Consider the following 19053-nt stretch of genomic DNA (forward strand, 5'->3'; position numbering starts at 1 on the left):
CGGCTAACGCTCAACCCGCAATCATCTGTGACTGCCAGTGAGCATTGGCGCTGGCGGTGCTAGCCTTGCTATCAAACCTTTTGACGTAAACGAGTCGCGACATGGCATCTGAGTTGTTCAGTGTGTATTTGAAACTGTTGGTGCTCTACGGCCCATTCTTTGTGCTGTCCTGTTTTATCGGCATGAGCCGGGGGTACACGCTTAAAGAGCGCAAGCGGCTGGCCTGGAAAGTTGCCACCGGCGCATTCATTGCCAGCGTATTGCTGTACCTGTTCGGCAAATACATTTTCAGCGTGTTCGGCATCACCATCGACGCCTTCCGCATCGGTGCCGGCAGCGTCTTGTTCATCTCTGCGCTGGGCATGGCTCAGGGCAAAACGGCCATGCAGCCAGACAACGTGCAGCAGGATGTGGCCATTGTGCCGCTGACGATTCCGCTCACCGTCGGCCCGGGCACCATTGGTGCAATGCTGCTGATGGGTGCAGGCCAGCCGCTGTGGAGTGACAAACTGGTCACCGTATTTGCCATCGCCCTCGCCTGCCTCACCGTTGGCTTGGTGCTGTATTTATCCAATCAGTTCGAGCGTTTGCTGGGTGAGCAAGGGCTGCAAATTGTCAGCCGTCTGATGGGCCTGTTCGTCTGCGCTCTGGCAGCGCAAATCATCTTTACGGGCATCAAAAACTACCTGGTGCCCTGATACAGGGCATCGCACCCGCAAAGTGCAGATAGAGCAAACTCACTGCACCAGCACAGCGCACAGGGCGTTTCGCTAACGCCCAAAATCTGACCACATTCTCAAGAAAAACAGGCACTTGCGCTAATTGGCACGGATGCTGCCAATGGTTATTGGACCCCGGCTTTTAAAGCCCCGGTATTTCAACCCGGTCTAATCCAACCGTTGCGCATGGAGCCATAATAATGAAACGCCGTCCTCTCCTGAAATCGACCCTAGCCGCCAGCGCCCTGCTGCTGACCGGTTTGTTCCCATTCAGCGCGCATGCCGCCGACACCATCAAGGTCGGTATTCTCCACTCGCTGTCCGGCACCATGGCTATCTCTGAAACCTCATTGAAAGACATGGCGCTGATGACCATCGACGAGATCAACGCCAAAGGCGGTGTTCTCGGCAAGCAATTGGAACCGGTTGTAGTTGACCCGGCTTCGAACTGGCCACTGTTCGCCGAAAAAGGCCGTCAGTTGCTCAGCCAGGACAAAGTGGCCGTAACCTTCGGTTGCTGGACGTCGGTATCGCGTAAATCGGTACTGCCGGTTTACGAAGAACTCAATGGCCTGTTGTTCTACCCGGTTCAGTATGAAGGCGAAGAGCTGTCGCCCAACGTGTTCTACACCGGCGCGGCGCCAAACCAGCAAGCCATCCCGGCGGTTGAATACCTGATGAGCGAAGACGGCGGCGCAGCCAAGCGCTTCTTCCTGCTCGGCACCGATTACGTCTATCCGCGCACCACCAACAAGATCCTGCGGGCATTCCTGCACAGCAAAGGTGTCGCCGACAAGGACATCGAAGAGGTTTACACCCCGTTTGGTCACAGCGATTACCAAACCATCGTTGCCAACATCAAGAAGTTCTCGGCAGGCGGCAAAACCGCAGTGATCTCGACCGTGAACGGCGACTCCAACGTACCGTTTTACAAAGAGCTGGCGAATCAGGGCATCGAAGCCACCGACGTTCCGGTTGTAGCCTTCTCGGTGGGCGAAGAGGAATTGCGCGGCATCGACACCAAGCCACTGGTTGGCCAGTTGGCCGCCTGGAACTACTTCGAGTCGGTTGAAAACCCGGTCAACACCGAGTTCGTCAACAAGTGGAAAGCCTACGCCAAGGCCAAGAACCTGCCTGGCGCCGACAAAGCCGTGACCAACGACCCGATGGAAGCCACCTACGTCGGTATCAACATGTGGGCGCAAGCTGTGACCAAAGCCGGCACCACCGATGTCGATAAAGTGCGTGAAGCCATGGCCGGCCAAACCTTTAGCGCGCCGTCCGGTTTCACCCTGACCATGGACAAGACCAACCATCACCTGCACAAGCCGGTCATGATCGGTGAAATTCAGGAAGACGGTCAGTTTGATGTGGTCTGGGAAACCGACAGCCCGATCCGCGCCCAGCCTTGGAGCCCTTACATCGAGGGTAACGACAAGAAGCCGGATTACGCAGTGAAGTCCAACTAAACGCATGGACTGCCAGCCGGGCAGCCACACGGCTGTCTCGCTGGCATCGCTATTGGTTGCTGAGCGTCGGACCACATCCGGCTGCAAGCTCACCGGAAAGCTCCGACAAGAGAGTTGCCGGAGTTTTCAAAGGGAATCTCACCATCATGATCACTGCCCTCTACCGGCTTTCATTCGCCCTGCTGCTGTGTCTCGTCTGGAGCACCAGCCATGCAGGTGACGCGGCAGATTTCAGCGCCGCCAATTCTTCAAAGCAAGCGAAATTGCTCCAGGCTTGGGCTGCCGAGCCCGATCCAGCTCGCTTGCCATTGCTCGATGCCCTGCAAGAAGGTCGCGTCGCAGCCGACAGCAACAAAACCCCGTTTTACAAGACCGACAGCGGTTACCAGAGCGCTGAAGGTGAAACGCTTCCCGTAGGCAAACTGCGCAAGTTGCGCCTGAACAATCGCCTGCGCGGCCTGATTGCCACCACCGTTGCCAGCCACCAGTTGCTTTCGAGCGATCCGGCGGTGCGTCTGCAAGGTGCCACGCTGCTTCAGAAAAGCGCCAAGCCTGCGCAGTTACCGCTGCTCAATGAACGCCTGAGCAATGAAAGCGACGATGATGTTCACGAAGCGCTGGCCCTCGCGCTGGCCAGCCTGCAACTGGTCGACACTGATCCGGCGGTGCGGCTGGCCGCAGTGCGCCTGCTCGGTGAAACCGGCCAGCCGCTGGCCCGTGTGCGTCTCGAACGACTGCTCGAAGAAGGCGTAGAAACTGACGCTGCCGTGCGCACCGCTGCCGAAACCAGCCTGGCGCAGGTTAAGCGTCGGCTGCTGATAGGCGAGTTACTCGGCCAGGCTTTCAGCGGCATGAGCCTCGGCTCGATTCTGCTACTTGCCGCGCTGGGCCTGGCAATTACCTTTGGCCTGCTTGGCGTGATCAACATGGCGCACGGCGAAATGCTGATGCTCGGCGCCTATTCGACGTACATGGTTCAGGTCATGTTCCAGCGCTATGCGCCCGAGGCGATTGCCCTGTATCCGCTGATCGCCCTGCCCGTCGCGTTCTGCGTAACCGCCGCTATTGGCATGGCGCTGGAACGCACGGTGATTCGCCACCTCTATGGCCGCCCGCTGGAAACACTGCTGGCCACCTGGGGCATCAGCCTGATGCTGATTCAACTGGTGCGGGTGATCTTCGGCGCGCAAAACGTCGAAGTCGCCAACCCTTACTGGCTCTCCGGCGGCATCCAGTTGCTGCCTAATCTGGTGCTGCCATACAACCGCATCGTCATCATCGCCTTCGCCCTGTTCGTGGTCGTGCTGACCTGGCTACTGCTGAACAAAACGCGGCTGGGCCTGAACGTCCGTGCCGTCACCCAGAACCGCAACATGGCGGCCTGCTGCGGCGTCCCGACCGGGCGTATCGACATGCTCGCCTTTGGCCTCGGTTCAGGCATCGCAGGCTTGGGCGGCGTGGCCCTGAGCCAGATCGGCAACGTCGGCCCCGACCTTGGCCAGAGCTACATCATCGACTCGTTCCTGGTGGTCGTACTCGGTGGCGTCGGCCAGTTGGCCGGTAGCGTCATGGCGGCCTTCGGGCTGGGCATCGCCAACAAAATTCTCGAACCGCAGATTGGTGCGGTGCTCGGCAAGATCCTGATTCTGGCGCTGATCATTCTGTTCATTCAGAAACGCCCGCAAGGCTTGTTTGCACTCAAAGGACGGGTGATCGACTAATGACTATGCCTCTAAATCAAACCGTACTGGCGCGCACCAGCGCCAGACTCGGCCCGCGCGTTTCAATAGCGCTTGGCGGCCTGATTCTGCTGATACTGATCGCCATGCCATTGCTGCACATGCTGCCGGCAGACAACAGCCTGCACCTGAGCGCTTACACCCTGACGCTGGTCGGCAAGATTCTCTGCTACGCCGTGGTCGCGTTGGCGCTGGATCTGGTCTGGGGTTACGCCGGCCTGCTCTCGCTCGGCCACGGCCTGTTCTTCGCCCTCGGCGGCTATGCCATGGGCATGTACCTGATGCGCGAAACGGCTGGCGATGGCCTGCCCGCGTTCATGAGCTTTCTGGCCTGGAATGAGCTGCCCTGGTATTGGTACGGCACCAGCAACTTCCTTTGGGCTATGTGTCTGGTGGTATTGGCGCCCGGTTTGCTCGCGCTGGTGTTTGGCTTCTTTGCCTTCCGCTCGCGGATCAAGGGCGTGTACTTCTCGATCATGACTCAGGCGCTGACGTTTGCCGGCATGTTGCTGTTCTTTCGCAACGAAACCGGCTTTGGCGGCAACAATGGCTTCACCGACTTCAAGCGCATTCTCGGCTTCGACATCACCGCTCCCGCCACGCGGGCGGCACTGTTTCTGGCGACTGTAGCGCTACTGGTCGGCAGCCTGCTGCTGGGCTGGAAACTGGCGCGCAGCAAGTTCGGCCGGGTACTCACGGCGCTGCGTGACGCGGAGAACCGCCTGATGTTCTGCGGCTACGACCCACGCGGCTACAAGTTGTTTATCTGGGTCTTGTCTGCCGTGCTCTGCGGTTTGGCCGGTGCGCTGTATGTGCCGCAGGTCGGCATCATCAACCCCAGCGAAATGTCGCCCACCAACTCGATCGAGGCTGCCGTGTGGGTCGCACTCGGCGGTCGCGGCACGCTTATCGGGCCGATTCTCGGCGCTGGCATGGTCAACGGCATGAAGAGCTGGTTCACCGTCGCGTTCCCCGAATACTGGCTGTTTGCGCTGGGCGCACTGTTTATTCTGGTCACCCTGTATCTGCCCAAAGGCGTGGTGGGCCTGCTCAAGCGAGGTGAAAAATCATGAGAGCCGTTCCAATCCCGGAAGCCATGCTGGAACCGGCCTTTGACCCGGCAGGCGCTGCTCGCGATGCAATCGGTGCTGGCCTGCGTGCCGAAAAAGGCCTGAATGTTCGCCACGGCACCATTCTCACGCTGGAAGGCATCAACGTCAGCTTTGACGGTTTCAAAGCCCTGACCGATCTCAACCTGTACATCGGCGTGGGCGAATTGCGCTGCATCATCGGCCCCAACGGTGCCGGCAAAACCACCATGATGGATGTGATTACCGGCAAGACCCGACCCGACAGCGGCATGGCCTACTTCGGTGAAACCCTCGACCTGACGCACATGAGCGAAGTGCAAATCGCCCAGTCAGGCATCGGCCGCAAGTTTCAGAAACCCACCGTATTCGAGGCGTTGAGCGTGTTCGAGAACCTCGAACTGGCGCAAAAGACCAACAAGTCGGTGTGGGCCAGCTTGCGCGCCAAGATGACCGGCGAGCAGCGCGACCGCATCGACGAAGTGCTGACCACCATTCGTCTGGACACCGCACGGCAACGCCCCGCCGGTTTGCTCTCGCACGGCCAGAAGCAGTTTCTCGAGATCGGCATGTTGCTCATGCAAGACCCGCAACTGTTGCTGCTCGACGAGCCGGTAGCGGGCATGACCGACGCCGAAACCGAGTTCACCGCGCAGTTGTTCAAGTCACTCGCACGCAAGCATTCGCTGATGGTGGTCGAGCACGACATGGGCTTTGTCGGCTCGATTGCCGACCACGTCACCGTACTCCATCAGGGCAGCGTGCTGGCCGAAGGCTCACTCAATGAAGTGCAGGCCGACGAACGCGTGATCGAAGTTTATCTCGGTCGCTGACAGCCCCGCTCTCAGCGCACCAACAAGGAATACCAATATGCTGCACGTTGAACAACTGCATCAATATTACGGCGGAAGCCATATCCTGCGCGGCCTGTCTTTCGAGGCCAGGGTCGGCGAAGTCACCTGCTTGCTGGGGCGCAATGGCGTGGGGAAAACCACGCTGTTGAAATGCCTGATGGGCCTGATCCCCGCGAAGGAAGGCGCAGTGAAATGGGAAAACCAGACCATTACCGGCTTCAAGCCGCACCAGCGCGTGCACGCCGGCATCGCCTATGTACCGCAGGGGAGGGAAATATTCGGCAGGCTCACGGTTGAAGAAAACCTGTTGATGGGGCTGTCGCGCTTCCCGGCCAGCCAGGCCAAAGAAGTGCCCGCGTTCATCTACGAGTTGTTCCCGGTGCTGCAAGAGATGAAGCACCGCCGTGGCGGTGATTTGTCCGGCGGCCAGCAGCAACAATTGGCGATTGGCCGCGCACTGGCCAGCCAACCACGGCTGTTGATTCTGGATGAGCCTACCGAAGGCATTCAGCCCTCGGTGATCAAGGAAATCGGCGTGGTGATCAAGAAACTCGCGGCACGAGGCGACATGGCGATCTTGTTGGTCGAGCAGTTCTATGACTTCGCCGCCGAACTCGCCGATCAGTATCTGGTGATGTCGCGTGGCGAGATCATCCAGCAAGGCCGCGGTGAGCAAATGGAAGCCGATGGCGTCAGGGGGCTGGTTGCAATCTGATCCAGCCGGTAATGTGCACAATGCCATCAAGCGTTGCACAACCGCATTCGGCGCTGCGCCGCGTTACCTGAGTAGCGCGGTGTTAATGCCGCAACTTGCCACCTACGCTCTGCCACAGACAAAACGAACCAACGCATGAACGCACCGATTACCCCTGCCCTGTTCACACCCAGCTGGCACGCCGAGCTGGAGTTGGGCTACGCCCGAAATGGCGACACCACACGCCCGGTTATGCGCCGTCATAAAGGTCCGCTGCGGGTGCAGAAGCATCTGTACGCGGAAGGCCCCGAGGTGTGTCAGCACATCATTGTCCACCCGCCAGGCGGTATTGCCGGTGGCGACCGGCTGGACATCAGCGCCAATGTTGCAACCGGCGCCTGGGCGCAACTGACCAGCCCCGGCGCGGCCAAGTGGTATCGCGCCGCCGGCCCGGCTTTTCAGCAGCTGAATTTACGCGTTGAAGCGGGCGCGACGCTGGAATGGCTGCCGCAGGAAACCATCGTCTACTCGGCAGCGCAGGCCGAACTAAGCACCTCGATTGAGCTTGAAGGTGATGCGCGGCTGTTTTACTGGGACATCATCGCCCTCGGCCGCCCTGCCAGTGGCGAGCGTTTCGATCGCGGCCATTTCCAGTCGGCGCTGGATATTCGCCGTGATGGCGAACTAATCTGGCACGAGCGCCAACGCATTTGCGGTAATGATGGCCTGCTCGACTCACCTATTGGTTTAGACGGTAAGCCGGTGTTTGCGACGCTGCTGGTCAGCGCCGAGATTGACCCGCAATTACTCGAGCATTGCCGCGAGCAGCTGGGCGTTACCAGCGGCCAGGTGCGTGGCGATCTCAGCCAGCTGCCGGGCATGCTGGTGGCCCGTTGTCTGGCGAGTGAAGCCTTGCACGCACGCGCCTGGCTGATTGAATTGTGGCGCTTGCTGCGCCCTGCCGCGCTGGGCCGCGAAGCCGTGCCGCCGCGTATCTGGAACACCTGAATTGTTTATCCCACAGCATTTTGAAGTATCCGAGCTGGAGAAGCCGAGATGGATTTAAGTCCACGCGAAAAAGACAAATTACTGATATTCACTGCCGGACTGGTAGCCGAACGCCGTTTGGCTCGCGGGGTGAAACTCAATTACCCGGAAGCGATGGCGTATATTTCTGCCGCGCTGCTGGAAGGTGCCCGCGACGGTCAGACCGTGGCCGATCTGATGCATTACGGCACCACTCTGCTGAGCCGTGATCAAGTGATGCCAGGCATCCCCGAAATGATCCCGGAAATTCAGGTCGAAGCCACGTTCCCGGATGGCACGAAGCTTGTCACCGTGCATCAACCCATCGTTTGAAAGGTGCCTTGATGATATTGATCAACGATGCCAGCGAGGCCGACGCCCCGCACATTCTGGCGATTTACAACGATGCAGTGCGCAACACCACGGCGATCTGGAACGAGACAGAAGTCGACCTCGACAATCGTCTGGCCTGGCTCAATGATCGCCAGCGCGCAGGCTTTCCGGTTCTGGTTGCCCATGATGCCAATGGCCGTCTGGTCGGCTATGCCACCTACGGAACATGGCGCAGCATTGAAGGTTTTCGCCATACCGTCGAGCACTCGGTGTATGTCTGTGGCGACCAGCGCGGTCTTGGCATCGGGGCCCAGTTGATGGAAGCGCTTATCGAGCGCGCGCGCGCCGACAAACTGCATGTGATGGTGGCGGCGGTCGAGAGTGAAAACCGCGCCTCGATCCGCCTGCACAAGCGCCTCGGCTTTGAAGTGACCGGGGTCATGCCGCAAGTCGGGCGCAAGTTCGACCGCTGGCTGGACCTGACCTTTTTGCAATTGATTCTGGAGTGAGCGCAATGATCCCCGGTGAATACCAAATCAAGGACGGCGAGATCGAACTCAACGCCGGCCGCCGCACCCTCAGCATGACGGTTGCAAACAGCGGTGACCGGCCGATTCAAGTCGGCTCCCACTTTCACTTTTTCGAAACCAACGATGCGCTGACCTTCGACCGCCCGGCAAGCCGTGGCATGCGTCTGAATATTCCGGCCGGCACCGCCGTGCGTTTCGAGCCGGGTCAGTCACGTGAAGTCGAGCTGGTTGATCTGGCCGGCCATCGCCGCGTGTTCGGCTTTGCCGGACGGATCATGGGCGACCTTTAACGGGTGGCTGCAAACGCTTTGTGAAATCGATATTTCGACCTCGGGCACGTAACGCCGAGGCAGCCTGAAACAGGATTAGCACACCATGAAAATCAGCAGACAAGCCTACGCTGACATGTTCGGCCCAACCGTTGGCGACAAGGTTCGCCTGGCCGATACCGAGCTTTGGGTCGAGGTCGAGAAAGACTTCACCACCTACGGCGAAGAGGTCAAGTTCGGCGGCGGCAAAGTCATCCGTGACGGCATGGGCCAAGGCCAGTTGTGCGCCAAAGATGTGGTCGATACGCTGATCACCAACGCGCTGATCATCGATCACTGGGGCATCGTCAAAGCCGACGTGGGCCTCAAGGACGGACGCATTGCGGCAATCGGCAAAGGCGGCAACGCCGACATCCAGCCCGATGTCACCATCGCAGTTGGCGCAGGCACCGAAGTTATCGCCGGTGAAGGCATGATCCTCACCGCTGGCGGGATCGACTCGCATATTCACTTCATTTGCCCGCAGCAGATCGAAGAAGCATTGATGAGCGGCGTGACCACCATGATCGGTGGCGGCACCGGCCCTGCAACCGGCACCAACGCCACGACTTGCACTTCCGGCCCGTGGCACATGGCGCGCATGCTGCAAGCGGCCGACTCTTTCGCGATGAATATTGGCTTTACCGGCAAGGGCAACGCCAGTTTGCCGGAGCCGCTGATAGAGCAGGTCAAAGCCGGCGCTATCGGCCTCAAGTTGCACGAAGACTGGGGCACGACACCAGCCGCCATCGACAACTGCCTGAGCGTGGCCGACGAGTACGACGTACAGGTGGCGATTCACACCGACACACTCAACGAGTCGGGTTTTGTTGAAACCACCCTGGGCGCATTCAAGGGCCGCACCATTCACACCTATCACACCGAAGGTGCCGGTGGCGGCCATGCGCCGGACATCATCAAGGCGTGTGGCTTTACGAACGTACTGCCAAGCTCGACCAACCCGACCCGGCCGTTCACCAAGAACACCATTGATGAGCACCTCGACATGCTCATGGTTTGCCACCACCTCGACCCGAGTATTGCCGAAGATGTGGCTTTCGCCGAGAGCCGTATTCGCCGCGAAACCATCGCCGCCGAGGATATTTTGCATGACCTCGGCGCCTTCTCGATGATCAGCTCCGACAGTCAGGCCATGGGCCGCGTCGGCGAGGTGATTACCCGCACATGGCAAACCGCCGACAAGATGAAGCAACAGCGCGGTGCATTGCCGGGCGATGGTGAAGGCAACGATAACTTTCGCATCAAACGCTACATCGCCAAGTACACCATCAACCCGGCGATTACCCATGGCATCAGCCATGAAGTGGGCTCAATCGAAGTCGGTAAGTGGGCAGATCTGGTGCTCTGGCGTCCGGCGTTCTTCGGCGTCAAACCGACTCTGATTCTCAAGGGCGGAGCCATTGCGGCCAGCCTGATGGGAGATGCCAACGCGTCGATCCCGACACCGCAGCCGGTGCACTATCGTCCGATGTTCGCCAGCTACGGCGGCTCGCGCCACGCCACCAGCCTGACCTTTATCAGTCAGGCGGCCAAGGATGCTGGCGTGCCCGAGCAACTGGGTTTGAAGAAGCAGATTGGCGTGGTCAAAGGTTGCCGCGATGTGAAGAAGACCGACCTTATCCACAACGATTACCTGCCCAACATCGAAGTCGATGCGCAGAATTATCAGGTCAAGGCAGACGGTCAACTGCTCTGGTGTGAACCGGCAGAAGTGCTGCCAATGGCGCAGCGCTACTTCCTGTTCTGACCGCTCAGCTCGGTATCAGTTGTAAACGCAAACAGGGCCCGACATGGGCCCTGTTTGCGTTGAGCAGGCTGCTCAGCCGGCTGATATTCTGCGTTTGGATTCAAGCATGCAGCGAATCGGCGCCAGCCATGCGTCAGCGCAACTGGCTGTCTTTACTCGCGCGCCGGTTGTAACCGGCACCTGCGGCATTGGCTTTATCGTCTTCGGCCTGACAGATTATGCACAAGCGCACCCCGCGGACGGCTTCGCGCCGCGCTTGCGGGATGGGCGCATCACACTGCTCGCAATGCGTCAGGCTCTGCCCTGTGTGCAACTGGCTGCGGGCACGCTGAATCGCATCGTCGATGCTGCTGTCGATTTGCTCTTGTACCGCACCATCACTTGCCCAACCACCGGCCATGATCGACTCCTGAGTTGTTTACCAACACGGGATAGATATGCGCGCTCAGCGCAAAAAATTCAAGATCTGCCGTGCGTGGGGCGCTCTACTCTTTAACGTCCATGAACTCTTCGGCCCATGCCACATACTCTTCGGGCATGGTGTACTTGTGCGCCAGTTGCGAGGCGCTGAGGTCACTGCCCAGCGCTTCACGCTGCTCACGCAGGCAATCGTAAGTCGCCTTGATCGCCGCAAAGTAGGCCGCGTGGCCGTTAACCACGATACGCACACCCAGGCTGGCCAGACGCGCGTTGTCGCGCAGCTTGGGGTTGCCGTAAGTGACCAGCATCAGCGGCACGGAAAGCGCCGCCGAGACCTGCTCCAGATGCTCGAAGTCTTCAATGCCGACGATGCAAATGCCGTCGGCGCCAGCGGCCTGATAAGCCTGAGTACGGCGGATGACTTCATCGATATCCAGTACGCCTGCATGCGTTCGGGCGATGATGGCGAGGTCCGGATCAACCCGCGCTTCAAGCGCAGCGCGGATCTTGCCGACGCCTTCTTCGACGCTGATCAGGTCGGTTGATTTGCGCCCGAACTGAGCTGGCAGCAGGGTGTCTTCAATGGTCAGCGCCGCGACGCCTGCGCGCTCAAGCTCAACCACCGTGCGCATTACGTTCAGGGCGTTGCCGTAACCGTGGTCCGCGTCAGCAATCACCGGCAGGCGGCTGACCCGGCCAATGCGCGTGGCCTGTTCGACAAACTCGCTGAGGGTGATCAGGGCAAAATCCGGTGCGGCCAAAACCTGCAACGAGGCGACCGAGCCACCCAGAATACCCACCTCAAAACCCAGATCGGCAGCAATGCGCGCCGACATCGGATCAAACACCGACGCCGTGTGGTAACACTCGCTGGACGCAAGCAGCTGCTGGAAAGCACTGCGCAACTGGTGATGCGAGGCGCGTTGAATAATGGGCATATGACGGCTCCAAAAAGTTAATCAGGCCAGCCGCAAAAGTCGGGCTGGCCTAGCGAATATTGGGTGTAGGACGCACGCTGCAAAGATCGGGTGACAGCCCGCCGGGTGCCGTCTGTCACTCGGCGCTGGTGTTAACGTCTACGTGGGGCAGCCACTTGTGAACAATCTTTTCGTAGCTGCCATCTGCGCGCATGTCGTCAAGCGCGCTTTGCCAAAGGGCAACCTTGGCCGGGCTGGTCGCCGGTGAAAAGGCGATATAGTAAGCCGACTTCATGAAGCTCATATGAGCACGAACGTCAGCCGGTACCAGCCCGCCAGTGGCAAGCTCCTGCTCCAGCGTCAGGTCCTGAGTGGCTATCAGGTTAACCCTTCCGCGCTTGAGCATTCTGACCATGATCTTCGCGCTGTCGACACCATAGAGGTTGGATAACCCCATATGTTGCAAACTTTCGTAGCTGTACCATTTTTTCGGTAGAGCCAAGGGGCCGCTGGCCGCTGCATCTTGCAGGCTGTTGACCTCAATGGGGTTACTTTTGAGCGAGTAAAAACGGCTGCTGCCCACCAGAATCGGCCCAACCCACTGGAAGCTGGCTTCGCGCTCGGGTGTGCGCACGGTGGAAAACAGCGCCGTGTCCGGCTCACGCTGAGCCAGATAATAGCCACGTGTCCAAGGCACTATTTCGACAGTTGAAGGCTCGCCGGTACGGGCGATAAGCGCGTTGACCAGCTCCGCCGACATGCCGCGCATTTCGCCGTCTTGCATAAAAGCCAACGGCGCGGCCTCTTCAGTGTAGAAACGCATAGCCGCCGAGGCTTGAACCCCGAGCAAACTCAACAACACGGCACAACTCAGTTGCTTTGCAAAACACCCCACTCAGCCTTACCCCTGTCGCCAATTCTTGGTACTAACAATGTGCCACCATGATGCGCAGATACACGATCATAACTCACTGAAACGCACCCGCCATCTACGCCTTTTGGTTACCGATAATTCAGCTGGCAGTAATTTTTGACAAAATCTTCAAGCTACAACCGACAATCGGACTAGCCGTCAAGCCTCAAGCAGGCGATGATCGCACCTCAACTCTGCTATTTGATAGACATGACAGACATAACGCATACGCCGACAGAAACGCACAAGCCTCGCCCGCTGATCGATATGCTGGTGAGCATTGTTATCCCCTCGCTCATTCTGATGAAACTCAGCGGCGAAACGCGTCTTGGCGCTGATGGCGCACTGATCCTCGCACTGGCATTCCCGCTGGGCTGGGGCGCTTTCGAGCTGATCAAATACCGTAAGTTCAACTTTATCGCGCTGCTGGGTCTGGTAAGCGTATTGCTTACCGGCGGCATCGGCCTGCTGAAACTCGACAACCAGTGGCTGGCCATCAAGGAAGCTGCCGTTCCGGGGCTTATCGGCATCGCCGTGATTATCTCGACCCGCACCCGTTACCCATTGATCCGCACCATGCTGTTCAACAAAGCGGTGCTCAATGTCGACAAGATCCAGGAACGGCTCGAACAAGGCGGCAACACCGAGCAATTCGAGCAACGCCTGCTCAAAGCCACTTACTGGCTGAGCGGCACGTTCTTTTTCTCCTCGGTAATGAACTACGTGCTGGCCAAGTGGATCGTCACAAGTCCTGGGGGCTCCGAGGCCTTTAACGAAGAGCTGGGCCGCCTGACCTTGCTCAGCTACCCGATGATCGCCATCCCGTCGATGATCATGATGATGGCCATTTTCTACTACCTGTGGAAAACCATTCATGGCCTCACCGGGCTCAAGCTCGAAGAGATCATGCACAACACCGGTCAAGACGACTGACCTGCCGGCTGGCTGACGCCCTTATGCCTGGGCGCCAGCAGACCTTAACGCCTTGCTGACAATCTCGGTCTACCTCGGCCTGTTCCTCTCGGCCTTCGGCGCCGCCACGCTGCTGCCCCTGCAGTCAGAGGCGGTGCTGGTCGCGCTGCTGCTCAGTGGCGACTACAGCCTTTGGTGGCTGGTTTTTATCGCCAGTTGCGGCAATGTGTTGGGCTCGCTGGTGAACTGGCTGCTGGGACGCGCCGTCGAGCGTTTCAGAGATCGTCACTGGTTTCCGGTCTCCGCACAGCAATTACAACGCGCGCAAACGCAATATCAGCGTTACGGCCACTGGAGCCTGCTGCTCAGCTGGATGCCGGTAATCGGTGATCCGCTGACCCTCATCGCCGGCGTTATGCGCGAGCCGTTGTGGCGCTTCATGCTGATCGTCACGCTGGCCAAAACGTCCCGTTATGCGATTCTCGCCGCCATAACCCTTGGCATAACCCAGCCCTGAATAAAATCCCCGACAAACTTACCAGTGGGGGCAGCAATGCGCGGCCAGCTCGCTTAGAATGCGCGGCCGTTTTTTTGGAACAGCGCGCCGCATGTCATTTACTACTCCCGCCCGCGCCGTCGGCATAGATTTTGGTACCTCAAACTCCACCGTCGGCTGGCAACGCCCCGACACGCAGGCCTTGATCGAGCTCGAAGACGGCAAGATCACCCTGCCCTCGGTAATTTTCTTCAACTTCGAAGAACGCCGCCCGGTATACGGCCGTCTGGCCCTGCACGAATACCTCGAAGGTTACGAGGGACGCCTGATGCGCTCCCTGAAAAGCCTGCTGGGCTCGAAACTGCTGAAAAGCGAAACCACCGTTCTCGGCAGTGCGCTGCCCTTCAAGGACTTGCTGGGCTTCTTTATCGGCGAGCTGAAAAGCCGCGCCGAAGCCGTGGCAGAACGCAGCTTTGAAGAGGTTGTACTGGGCCGCCCGGTGTTCTTTGTCGATGACGACCCGGTCGCCGATATGGAAGCGCAAAACACTCTGGTCAGCGTTGCCCACAAGCTCGGTTTCAAGGATGTGTCGTTCCAGTTCGAGCCGATTGCCGCGGCCTTCGACTACGAAAGCACCATCACCGGCGAAGAGCTGGTACTGATCGTCGATATCGGCGGCGGTACTTCGGACTTCTCACTGGTGCGTCTATCACCCGAGCGACGCGCAGTTGCAGAGCGCCAGGACGATATTCTGGCCACTGGCGGCGTGCACATCGGCGGTACCGACTTCGACAAGCAACTCAGCCTGCAAGGGGTGATGCCACTGTTCGGTTACGGCAGCCGGATGAAAAGCTCGGCGCTGATGCCCACCAGCTCGCACCTTAATCTCGCAACCTGGCACACCATTAACGCGGTGTACGCGCAGAAATCGCAGTTGGCATTGCAGAACATGCGCTACGACATCGTCGACCCGACTGGCATCGACCGCCTGTTCAAGTTGATTGACCAGCGCGCTGGCCACTGGCTGGCGATGCAGGTGGAAGACAGCAAAATCGAGCTGACTGAAACCGATAAGCGCGAAATCGACCTCAAGCGCATCGAGCCGGGCCTGGTCGCTGAACTGACTCGCGAGTTGTTCGACAGCTCGATTGATTCGCTGCTGGAGAAGATTCGCGCCAGCGTTACCGAATTGATGACCCGCGCCAATGTCAGCGTCGATCAGGTCAATACGGTGTTCTTCACCGGCGGTTCAAGCAGCATCCCGGCGCTGCGCCAAAGCGTGGCCGCCATGCTGCCGAATGCCCGTCATGTCGAAGGCAACAACTTCGGCAGTATTGGCAATGGTCTGGCGATTGAGGCGCAGAAGCGCTACGGCTGAGTAAACAGGCTGGATGAGATGCAGGCTTGGCGCGGCATCTCGTCCGCGTCCAAGGCAGGAGCTTTGGGCGCGGGCTGCACAAGCAGCGCCGTCACCCGCAGCATCATTTAGCGCGGCACGGCAGCCGGTTTGGAAGGCTTCTTGCCTTTGCCCTTCTTGGCATTGGCACGCTCACGCGCCGCTTCCTGATTCTTGGCGAACGCGGCTGCTTTGGCCTGCTCACGCTTGTCCCACGGATTACCGCCATCACTGGCGCGCGGCGGCAAGCCGGTGTGCTGGGTGAGCATGGCCTTGCCGACCTTCTTGCTACCGGCTGGCGTCGAGTTCTTGCGACGTGCGCTCTGGTAGCTGTCGGTGGCAGGCTGATGCGCCGGAATCAGCTGATGCTTGCCGTTACCAATCAGGTCGCTGCGGCCCATGCGCTCAAGTGCTTCACGCAACATCGGCCAGCCACGCGGGTCGTGATAACGCAGGAATGCCTTGTGCAGACGGCGCTGGGTTTCGCTCTTGACGATGTTCACCCCGTCACTCTTGTACGTCACCTTGCGCAGCGGGTTCTTGCCTGAGTAGTACATCGCGGTGGCGGTGGCCATTGGCGACGGATAGAACGCCTGCACCTGATCCGCACGGAAGTCGTTACTCTTCAGCCACAGCGCCAGATTCATCATGTCTTCATCGGTAGTGCCCGGGTGAGCGGCGATGAAGTAAGGAATCAGGTACTGCTCTTTGCCGGCCTCTTTCGAGTACTTCTCGAACATGCGCTTGAACTTGTCATAGCTGCCAATGCCCGGCTTCATCATCTTGTTGAGCGGGCCTTCCTCGGTATGTTCCGGGGCAATCTTCAGGTAGCCGCCAACGTGATGGGTCACCAACTCTTTAACGTACTCTGGCGACTCGACCGCGAGGTCGTAGCGCAAGCCCGAGGCAATCAGAATCTTCTTCACGCCCGGCAAATCACGCGCCGAGCGATACAGCTGAATCAAGGACGAGTGATCGGTATTCAGGTTCTCGCAAATCCCCGGGAATACACAGGATGGCTTGCGGCATGCGGCTTCAATTTCCGGGCTCTTGCAGGCGATGCGATACATGTTCGCGGTCGGGCCACCCAAGTCGGAAATAACGCCGGTAAAGCCGGGAACCTTGTCGCGAATTTCTTCGATCTCGTTGAGAATCGACTCATGCGAACGGTTCTGGATAATCCGCCCTTCGTGCTCGGTGATCGAGCAGAACGTACAGCCACCGAAGCAGCCGCGCATGATATTCACCGAGAAACGGATCATGTCGTAGGCCGGGATTTTCTCTTTGCCATACGCCGGGTGCGGGATGCGCGCATAAGGCATGCCGAACACATAATCCATCTCTTCGGTGGTCATCGGGATCGGTGGCGGGTTGAACCACACATCGACCTCACCGTGTTTTTGCACGAGCGCACGGGCGTTGCCGGGGTTGGTCTCAAGGTGCAACACGCGGTTGGCGTGCGCATAGAGCACGGCATCGGAACGGACTTTCTCGAACGATGGCAGGCGGATAACCGTCTTATCACGCTCCAGACGCGGGTGCGGCAGCAGTTGCACGACCTTGGCTTCGTTCGGGTCTTCAACCGGGCCTTTTTCTTGCTCGATCGCGCAGGCCTGAGTGTCCTGAGTGTTCACGTACGGGTTGATGATCTTGTCGACCTTACCGGGACGATCAATACGTGTAGAGTCGATCTCCATCCACTCTTTCGGCGTGTCACGGCGAATGAACGCGGTGCCGCGAATATCGGTGATGTCTTCGATTTTATGACCGAAGGCCAAACGCTGGGCCACTTCAACGATGGCGCGCTCGGCGTTGCCGTACAACAGGATGTCAGCACAGGCATCGATCAGAATCGAATGACGCACCTTGTCCTGCCAGTAATCGTAATGCGCAATACGGCGCAGCGAGGCTTCGATACCACCCAGCACAATCGGCACATGCTTGTAGGCTTCTTTACAGCGCTGGCTATACACCAGGCTGGCCCGATCCGGACGCTTCCCGGCCAAACCGCCTGGCGTGTAGGCGTCGTCAGAACGGATTTTCTTGTCGGCGGTGTAGCGGTTGATCATCGAGTCCATGTTGCCAGCAGCCACCCCGAAGAACAGGTTGGGCTCGCCGAGCTTCATGAAATCATCTTTCGATTTCCAGTCCGGCTGCGCAATGATGCCGACACGGAAACCCTGCGCTTCCAGCAGACGGCCGATGATGGCCATGCCAAACGACGGATGGTCAACATACGCATCACCGGTCACGATGATGATGTCACACGAATCCCAGCCAAGCTGATCCATCTCTTCCCGGCTCATCGGCAAGAAAGGCGCTGGACCGAAGCACTCGGCCCAGTATTTTGGATAATCGAATAACGGCTTGGCTGCGTGCATGACAATGACCGGGTGAAGGATTTTAACGGGCGCGGAGAATAGCACAAATTTTAACCAATTCCGACCTCCCCGCTGGGTTTATCTGCCGCATGGGCAGGTTGCCGGGTATTGGTTAAATTTACCGGTGTCGGCTGCGCGTTCATTCAACCAACGCTAGCACCGCGCCCAGCTCAGAGTAGTCGCCCCGACAACACACGCCGGCCTTGCCCCATTATCACCATGTCGGAAGCCGCGATGCGGATTCCAACCTCCGGGCCGCACGGTTCACGGAGGATGGATTAGCCGCAATGCGGCGTAATCCGTCATGAAATTGCATCGGTGGAATGCATAACCGGACGCCCCAAAAGCCCGCCAACGATCAAAGCAGACCGCACACAGCAGGCCATCCGCCATGTCGGAAGCCGCGTTGCGGATTCCAACCTCCAGGCCACACGAATTACGGAGGATGGATTAGCCGCCACGCGGCGTAATCCGTCATGACATTGCGTCGGGGGTATGCATAACCGGACACCCAAGATAACCCGCCAACGATCACAAGCAGACCGCGCATAGCAGGCCACCCGCCATGTCGGAAGCCGCGATGCGGATTCCAACCTCCAGGCCGCGCGGAATACGGAGGATGGATTAGCCGCCACGCGGCGTAATCCGTCATGGCATTACGTCGGTGGAATGCATAACCAACACCCGAAATATCCGCAAAAAACCCTCAACCGACCACATCAAGCCCAGACACCGCAAAACGCCCCTTTCCAGCCGGCCAAATGCAATCGTTGCGTAGTGGGTTGAGCCGCATGGATGCGGCGAGAGTTGCGTTGGGCCAAGGACGGCCCATCGCGGCGTGCCCACGGAGCAACGATGGAATGCGGGAAGCCGAGTACAGCGAGGCCCAATGGAGGGGCAAGATCTTTTGGTTACTTTTCAATCGATTGTGAAAAGTGACTCGCCGTAAGGGCGAAAAGGTGGCGCAAGAACAATACAAATTCAGGCTTAGCGCCAGCGTTCAAAAACCAAAAACCAAAAGCCAATCAAGAGCAGACCGCGCACAGCAGGCCATCCGCCATGTCGGAAGCCGCGTTGCGGATTCCAACCT

The 19053-nt window shown here is 58.9% G+C and carries 18 protein-coding genes; 14 read left to right on the top strand and 4 right to left on the bottom strand.

Annotated features, from left to right (window positions below):
* Window positions 1-101 precede the first annotated feature (101 nt).
* The 11 genes from PMYSY11_RS19315 to ureC all read left to right on the top strand — a co-directional run bounded on the left by PMYSY11_RS19315 (window position 102) and on the right by ureC (window position 10528).
* A complete protein-coding gene (locus tag PMYSY11_RS19315; RefSeq protein WP_069898254.1) occupies window positions 102-698 on the top strand; it encodes a MarC family protein in 597 nt (198 codons plus the stop codon).
* A gap of 221 nt (window positions 699-919) precedes the next feature.
* Entirely contained in the window at window positions 920-2188 is a 1269-nt protein-coding gene (urtA, locus tag PMYSY11_RS19320) for an urea ABC transporter substrate-binding protein (protein WP_069898255.1), read from the top strand.
* 146 nt (window positions 2189-2334) lie between these two features.
* Window positions 2335-3909, top strand: coding sequence for an urea ABC transporter permease subunit UrtB (urtB, locus tag PMYSY11_RS19325; protein ID WP_069898256.1), 1575 nt, complete (start codon window positions 2335-2337; stop codon window positions 3907-3909).
* A complete protein-coding gene (gene urtC / locus PMYSY11_RS19330) occupies window positions 3909-5000 on the top strand; it encodes an urea ABC transporter permease subunit UrtC (protein ID WP_069898257.1) in 1092 nt (363 codons plus the stop codon). Before urtB ends, urtC begins: the two co-directional genes overlap by 1 nt.
* On the top strand, window positions 4997-5848 hold the full coding sequence (gene urtD / locus PMYSY11_RS19335; protein WP_150547767.1) for an urea ABC transporter ATP-binding protein UrtD: 852 nt from the start codon (window positions 4997-4999) through the stop codon (window positions 5846-5848). Before urtC ends, urtD begins: the two co-directional genes overlap by 4 nt.
* Before the next feature lie 37 nt (window positions 5849-5885).
* Window positions 5886-6584 (top strand): urea ABC transporter ATP-binding subunit UrtE, encoded by a 699-nt coding sequence (gene urtE, locus PMYSY11_RS19340; protein ID WP_150547768.1) that lies wholly within the window; start codon window positions 5886-5888, stop codon window positions 6582-6584.
* A gap of 135 nt (window positions 6585-6719) precedes the next feature.
* Window positions 6720-7571, top strand: a complete 852-nt coding sequence (locus PMYSY11_RS19345) for an urease accessory protein UreD (RefSeq protein ID WP_150547769.1) — start codon at window positions 6720-6722, stop codon at window positions 7569-7571.
* Between the two features lie 48 nt (window positions 7572-7619).
* Complete coding sequence (ureA, locus tag PMYSY11_RS19350; RefSeq protein ID WP_069898261.1) at window positions 7620-7922, top strand: urease subunit gamma; 303 nt, start codon at window positions 7620-7622, stop codon at window positions 7920-7922.
* Window positions 7923-7933: 11 nt separating this feature from the next.
* Complete coding sequence (locus tag PMYSY11_RS19355; RefSeq protein ID WP_075723230.1) at window positions 7934-8431, top strand: GNAT family N-acetyltransferase; 498 nt, start codon at window positions 7934-7936, stop codon at window positions 8429-8431.
* A gap of 5 nt (window positions 8432-8436) precedes the next feature.
* Window positions 8437-8742, top strand: a complete 306-nt coding sequence (locus tag PMYSY11_RS19360) for an urease subunit beta (protein WP_069898262.1) — start codon at window positions 8437-8439, stop codon at window positions 8740-8742.
* A gap of 85 nt (window positions 8743-8827) precedes the next feature.
* Entirely contained in the window at window positions 8828-10528 is a 1701-nt protein-coding gene (ureC, locus tag PMYSY11_RS19365) for an urease subunit alpha (RefSeq protein ID WP_069898263.1), read from the top strand.
* A 133-nt stretch (window positions 10529-10661) separates the two neighbouring features.
* On the opposite strand, the gene PMYSY11_RS19370 is transcribed toward ureC, so the two are convergent.
* From PMYSY11_RS19370 to PMYSY11_RS19380, 3 genes are all read right to left on the bottom strand, one after another.
* Complete coding sequence (locus PMYSY11_RS19370; protein ID WP_150547770.1) at window positions 10662-10928, bottom strand: DksA/TraR family C4-type zinc finger protein; 267 nt, start codon at window positions 10926-10928, stop codon at window positions 10662-10664.
* Between the two features lie 85 nt (window positions 10929-11013).
* Window positions 11014-11877: an isocitrate lyase/PEP mutase family protein gene (locus PMYSY11_RS19375; RefSeq protein ID WP_069898557.1), complete on the bottom strand. Its 864-nt coding sequence runs from the start codon at window positions 11875-11877 to the stop codon at window positions 11014-11016.
* Window positions 11878-12001: 124 nt separating this feature from the next.
* Window positions 12002-12727, bottom strand: coding sequence for a substrate-binding periplasmic protein (locus PMYSY11_RS19380; RefSeq protein WP_239655506.1), 726 nt, complete (start codon window positions 12725-12727; stop codon window positions 12002-12004).
* A gap of 261 nt (window positions 12728-12988) precedes the next feature.
* Between PMYSY11_RS19380 and PMYSY11_RS19385 the strand changes: the two genes are divergently transcribed.
* The 3 genes from PMYSY11_RS19385 to PMYSY11_RS19395 all read left to right on the top strand — a co-directional run bounded on the left by PMYSY11_RS19385 (window position 12989) and on the right by PMYSY11_RS19395 (window position 15564).
* Window positions 12989-13711: a VC0807 family protein gene (locus PMYSY11_RS19385; RefSeq protein WP_069898266.1), complete on the top strand. Its 723-nt coding sequence runs from the start codon at window positions 12989-12991 to the stop codon at window positions 13709-13711.
* Window positions 13712-13763: 52 nt separating this feature from the next.
* A complete protein-coding gene (locus PMYSY11_RS19390; RefSeq protein ID WP_420830065.1) occupies window positions 13764-14207 on the top strand; it encodes a YqaA family protein in 444 nt (147 codons plus the stop codon).
* A 91-nt stretch (window positions 14208-14298) separates the two neighbouring features.
* Window positions 14299-15564: an Hsp70 family protein gene (locus PMYSY11_RS19395; RefSeq protein WP_069898268.1), complete on the top strand. Its 1266-nt coding sequence runs from the start codon at window positions 14299-14301 to the stop codon at window positions 15562-15564.
* A gap of 107 nt (window positions 15565-15671) precedes the next feature.
* On the opposite strand, the gene PMYSY11_RS19400 is transcribed toward PMYSY11_RS19395, so the two are convergent.
* The gene (locus tag PMYSY11_RS19400) at window positions 15672-17963 is read right to left on the bottom strand and encodes a YgiQ family radical SAM protein (RefSeq protein ID WP_069898558.1); all 2292 of its coding nucleotides are present in this window, start codon (window positions 17961-17963) and stop codon (window positions 15672-15674) included.
* Between the last annotated feature and the right edge of the window lie 1090 nt (window positions 17964-19053).

It is taken from the genome of Pseudomonas marincola, assembly GCF_900682675.2.
Taxonomy (GTDB): domain Bacteria; phylum Pseudomonadota; class Gammaproteobacteria; order Pseudomonadales; family Pseudomonadaceae; genus Aquipseudomonas; species Aquipseudomonas marincola.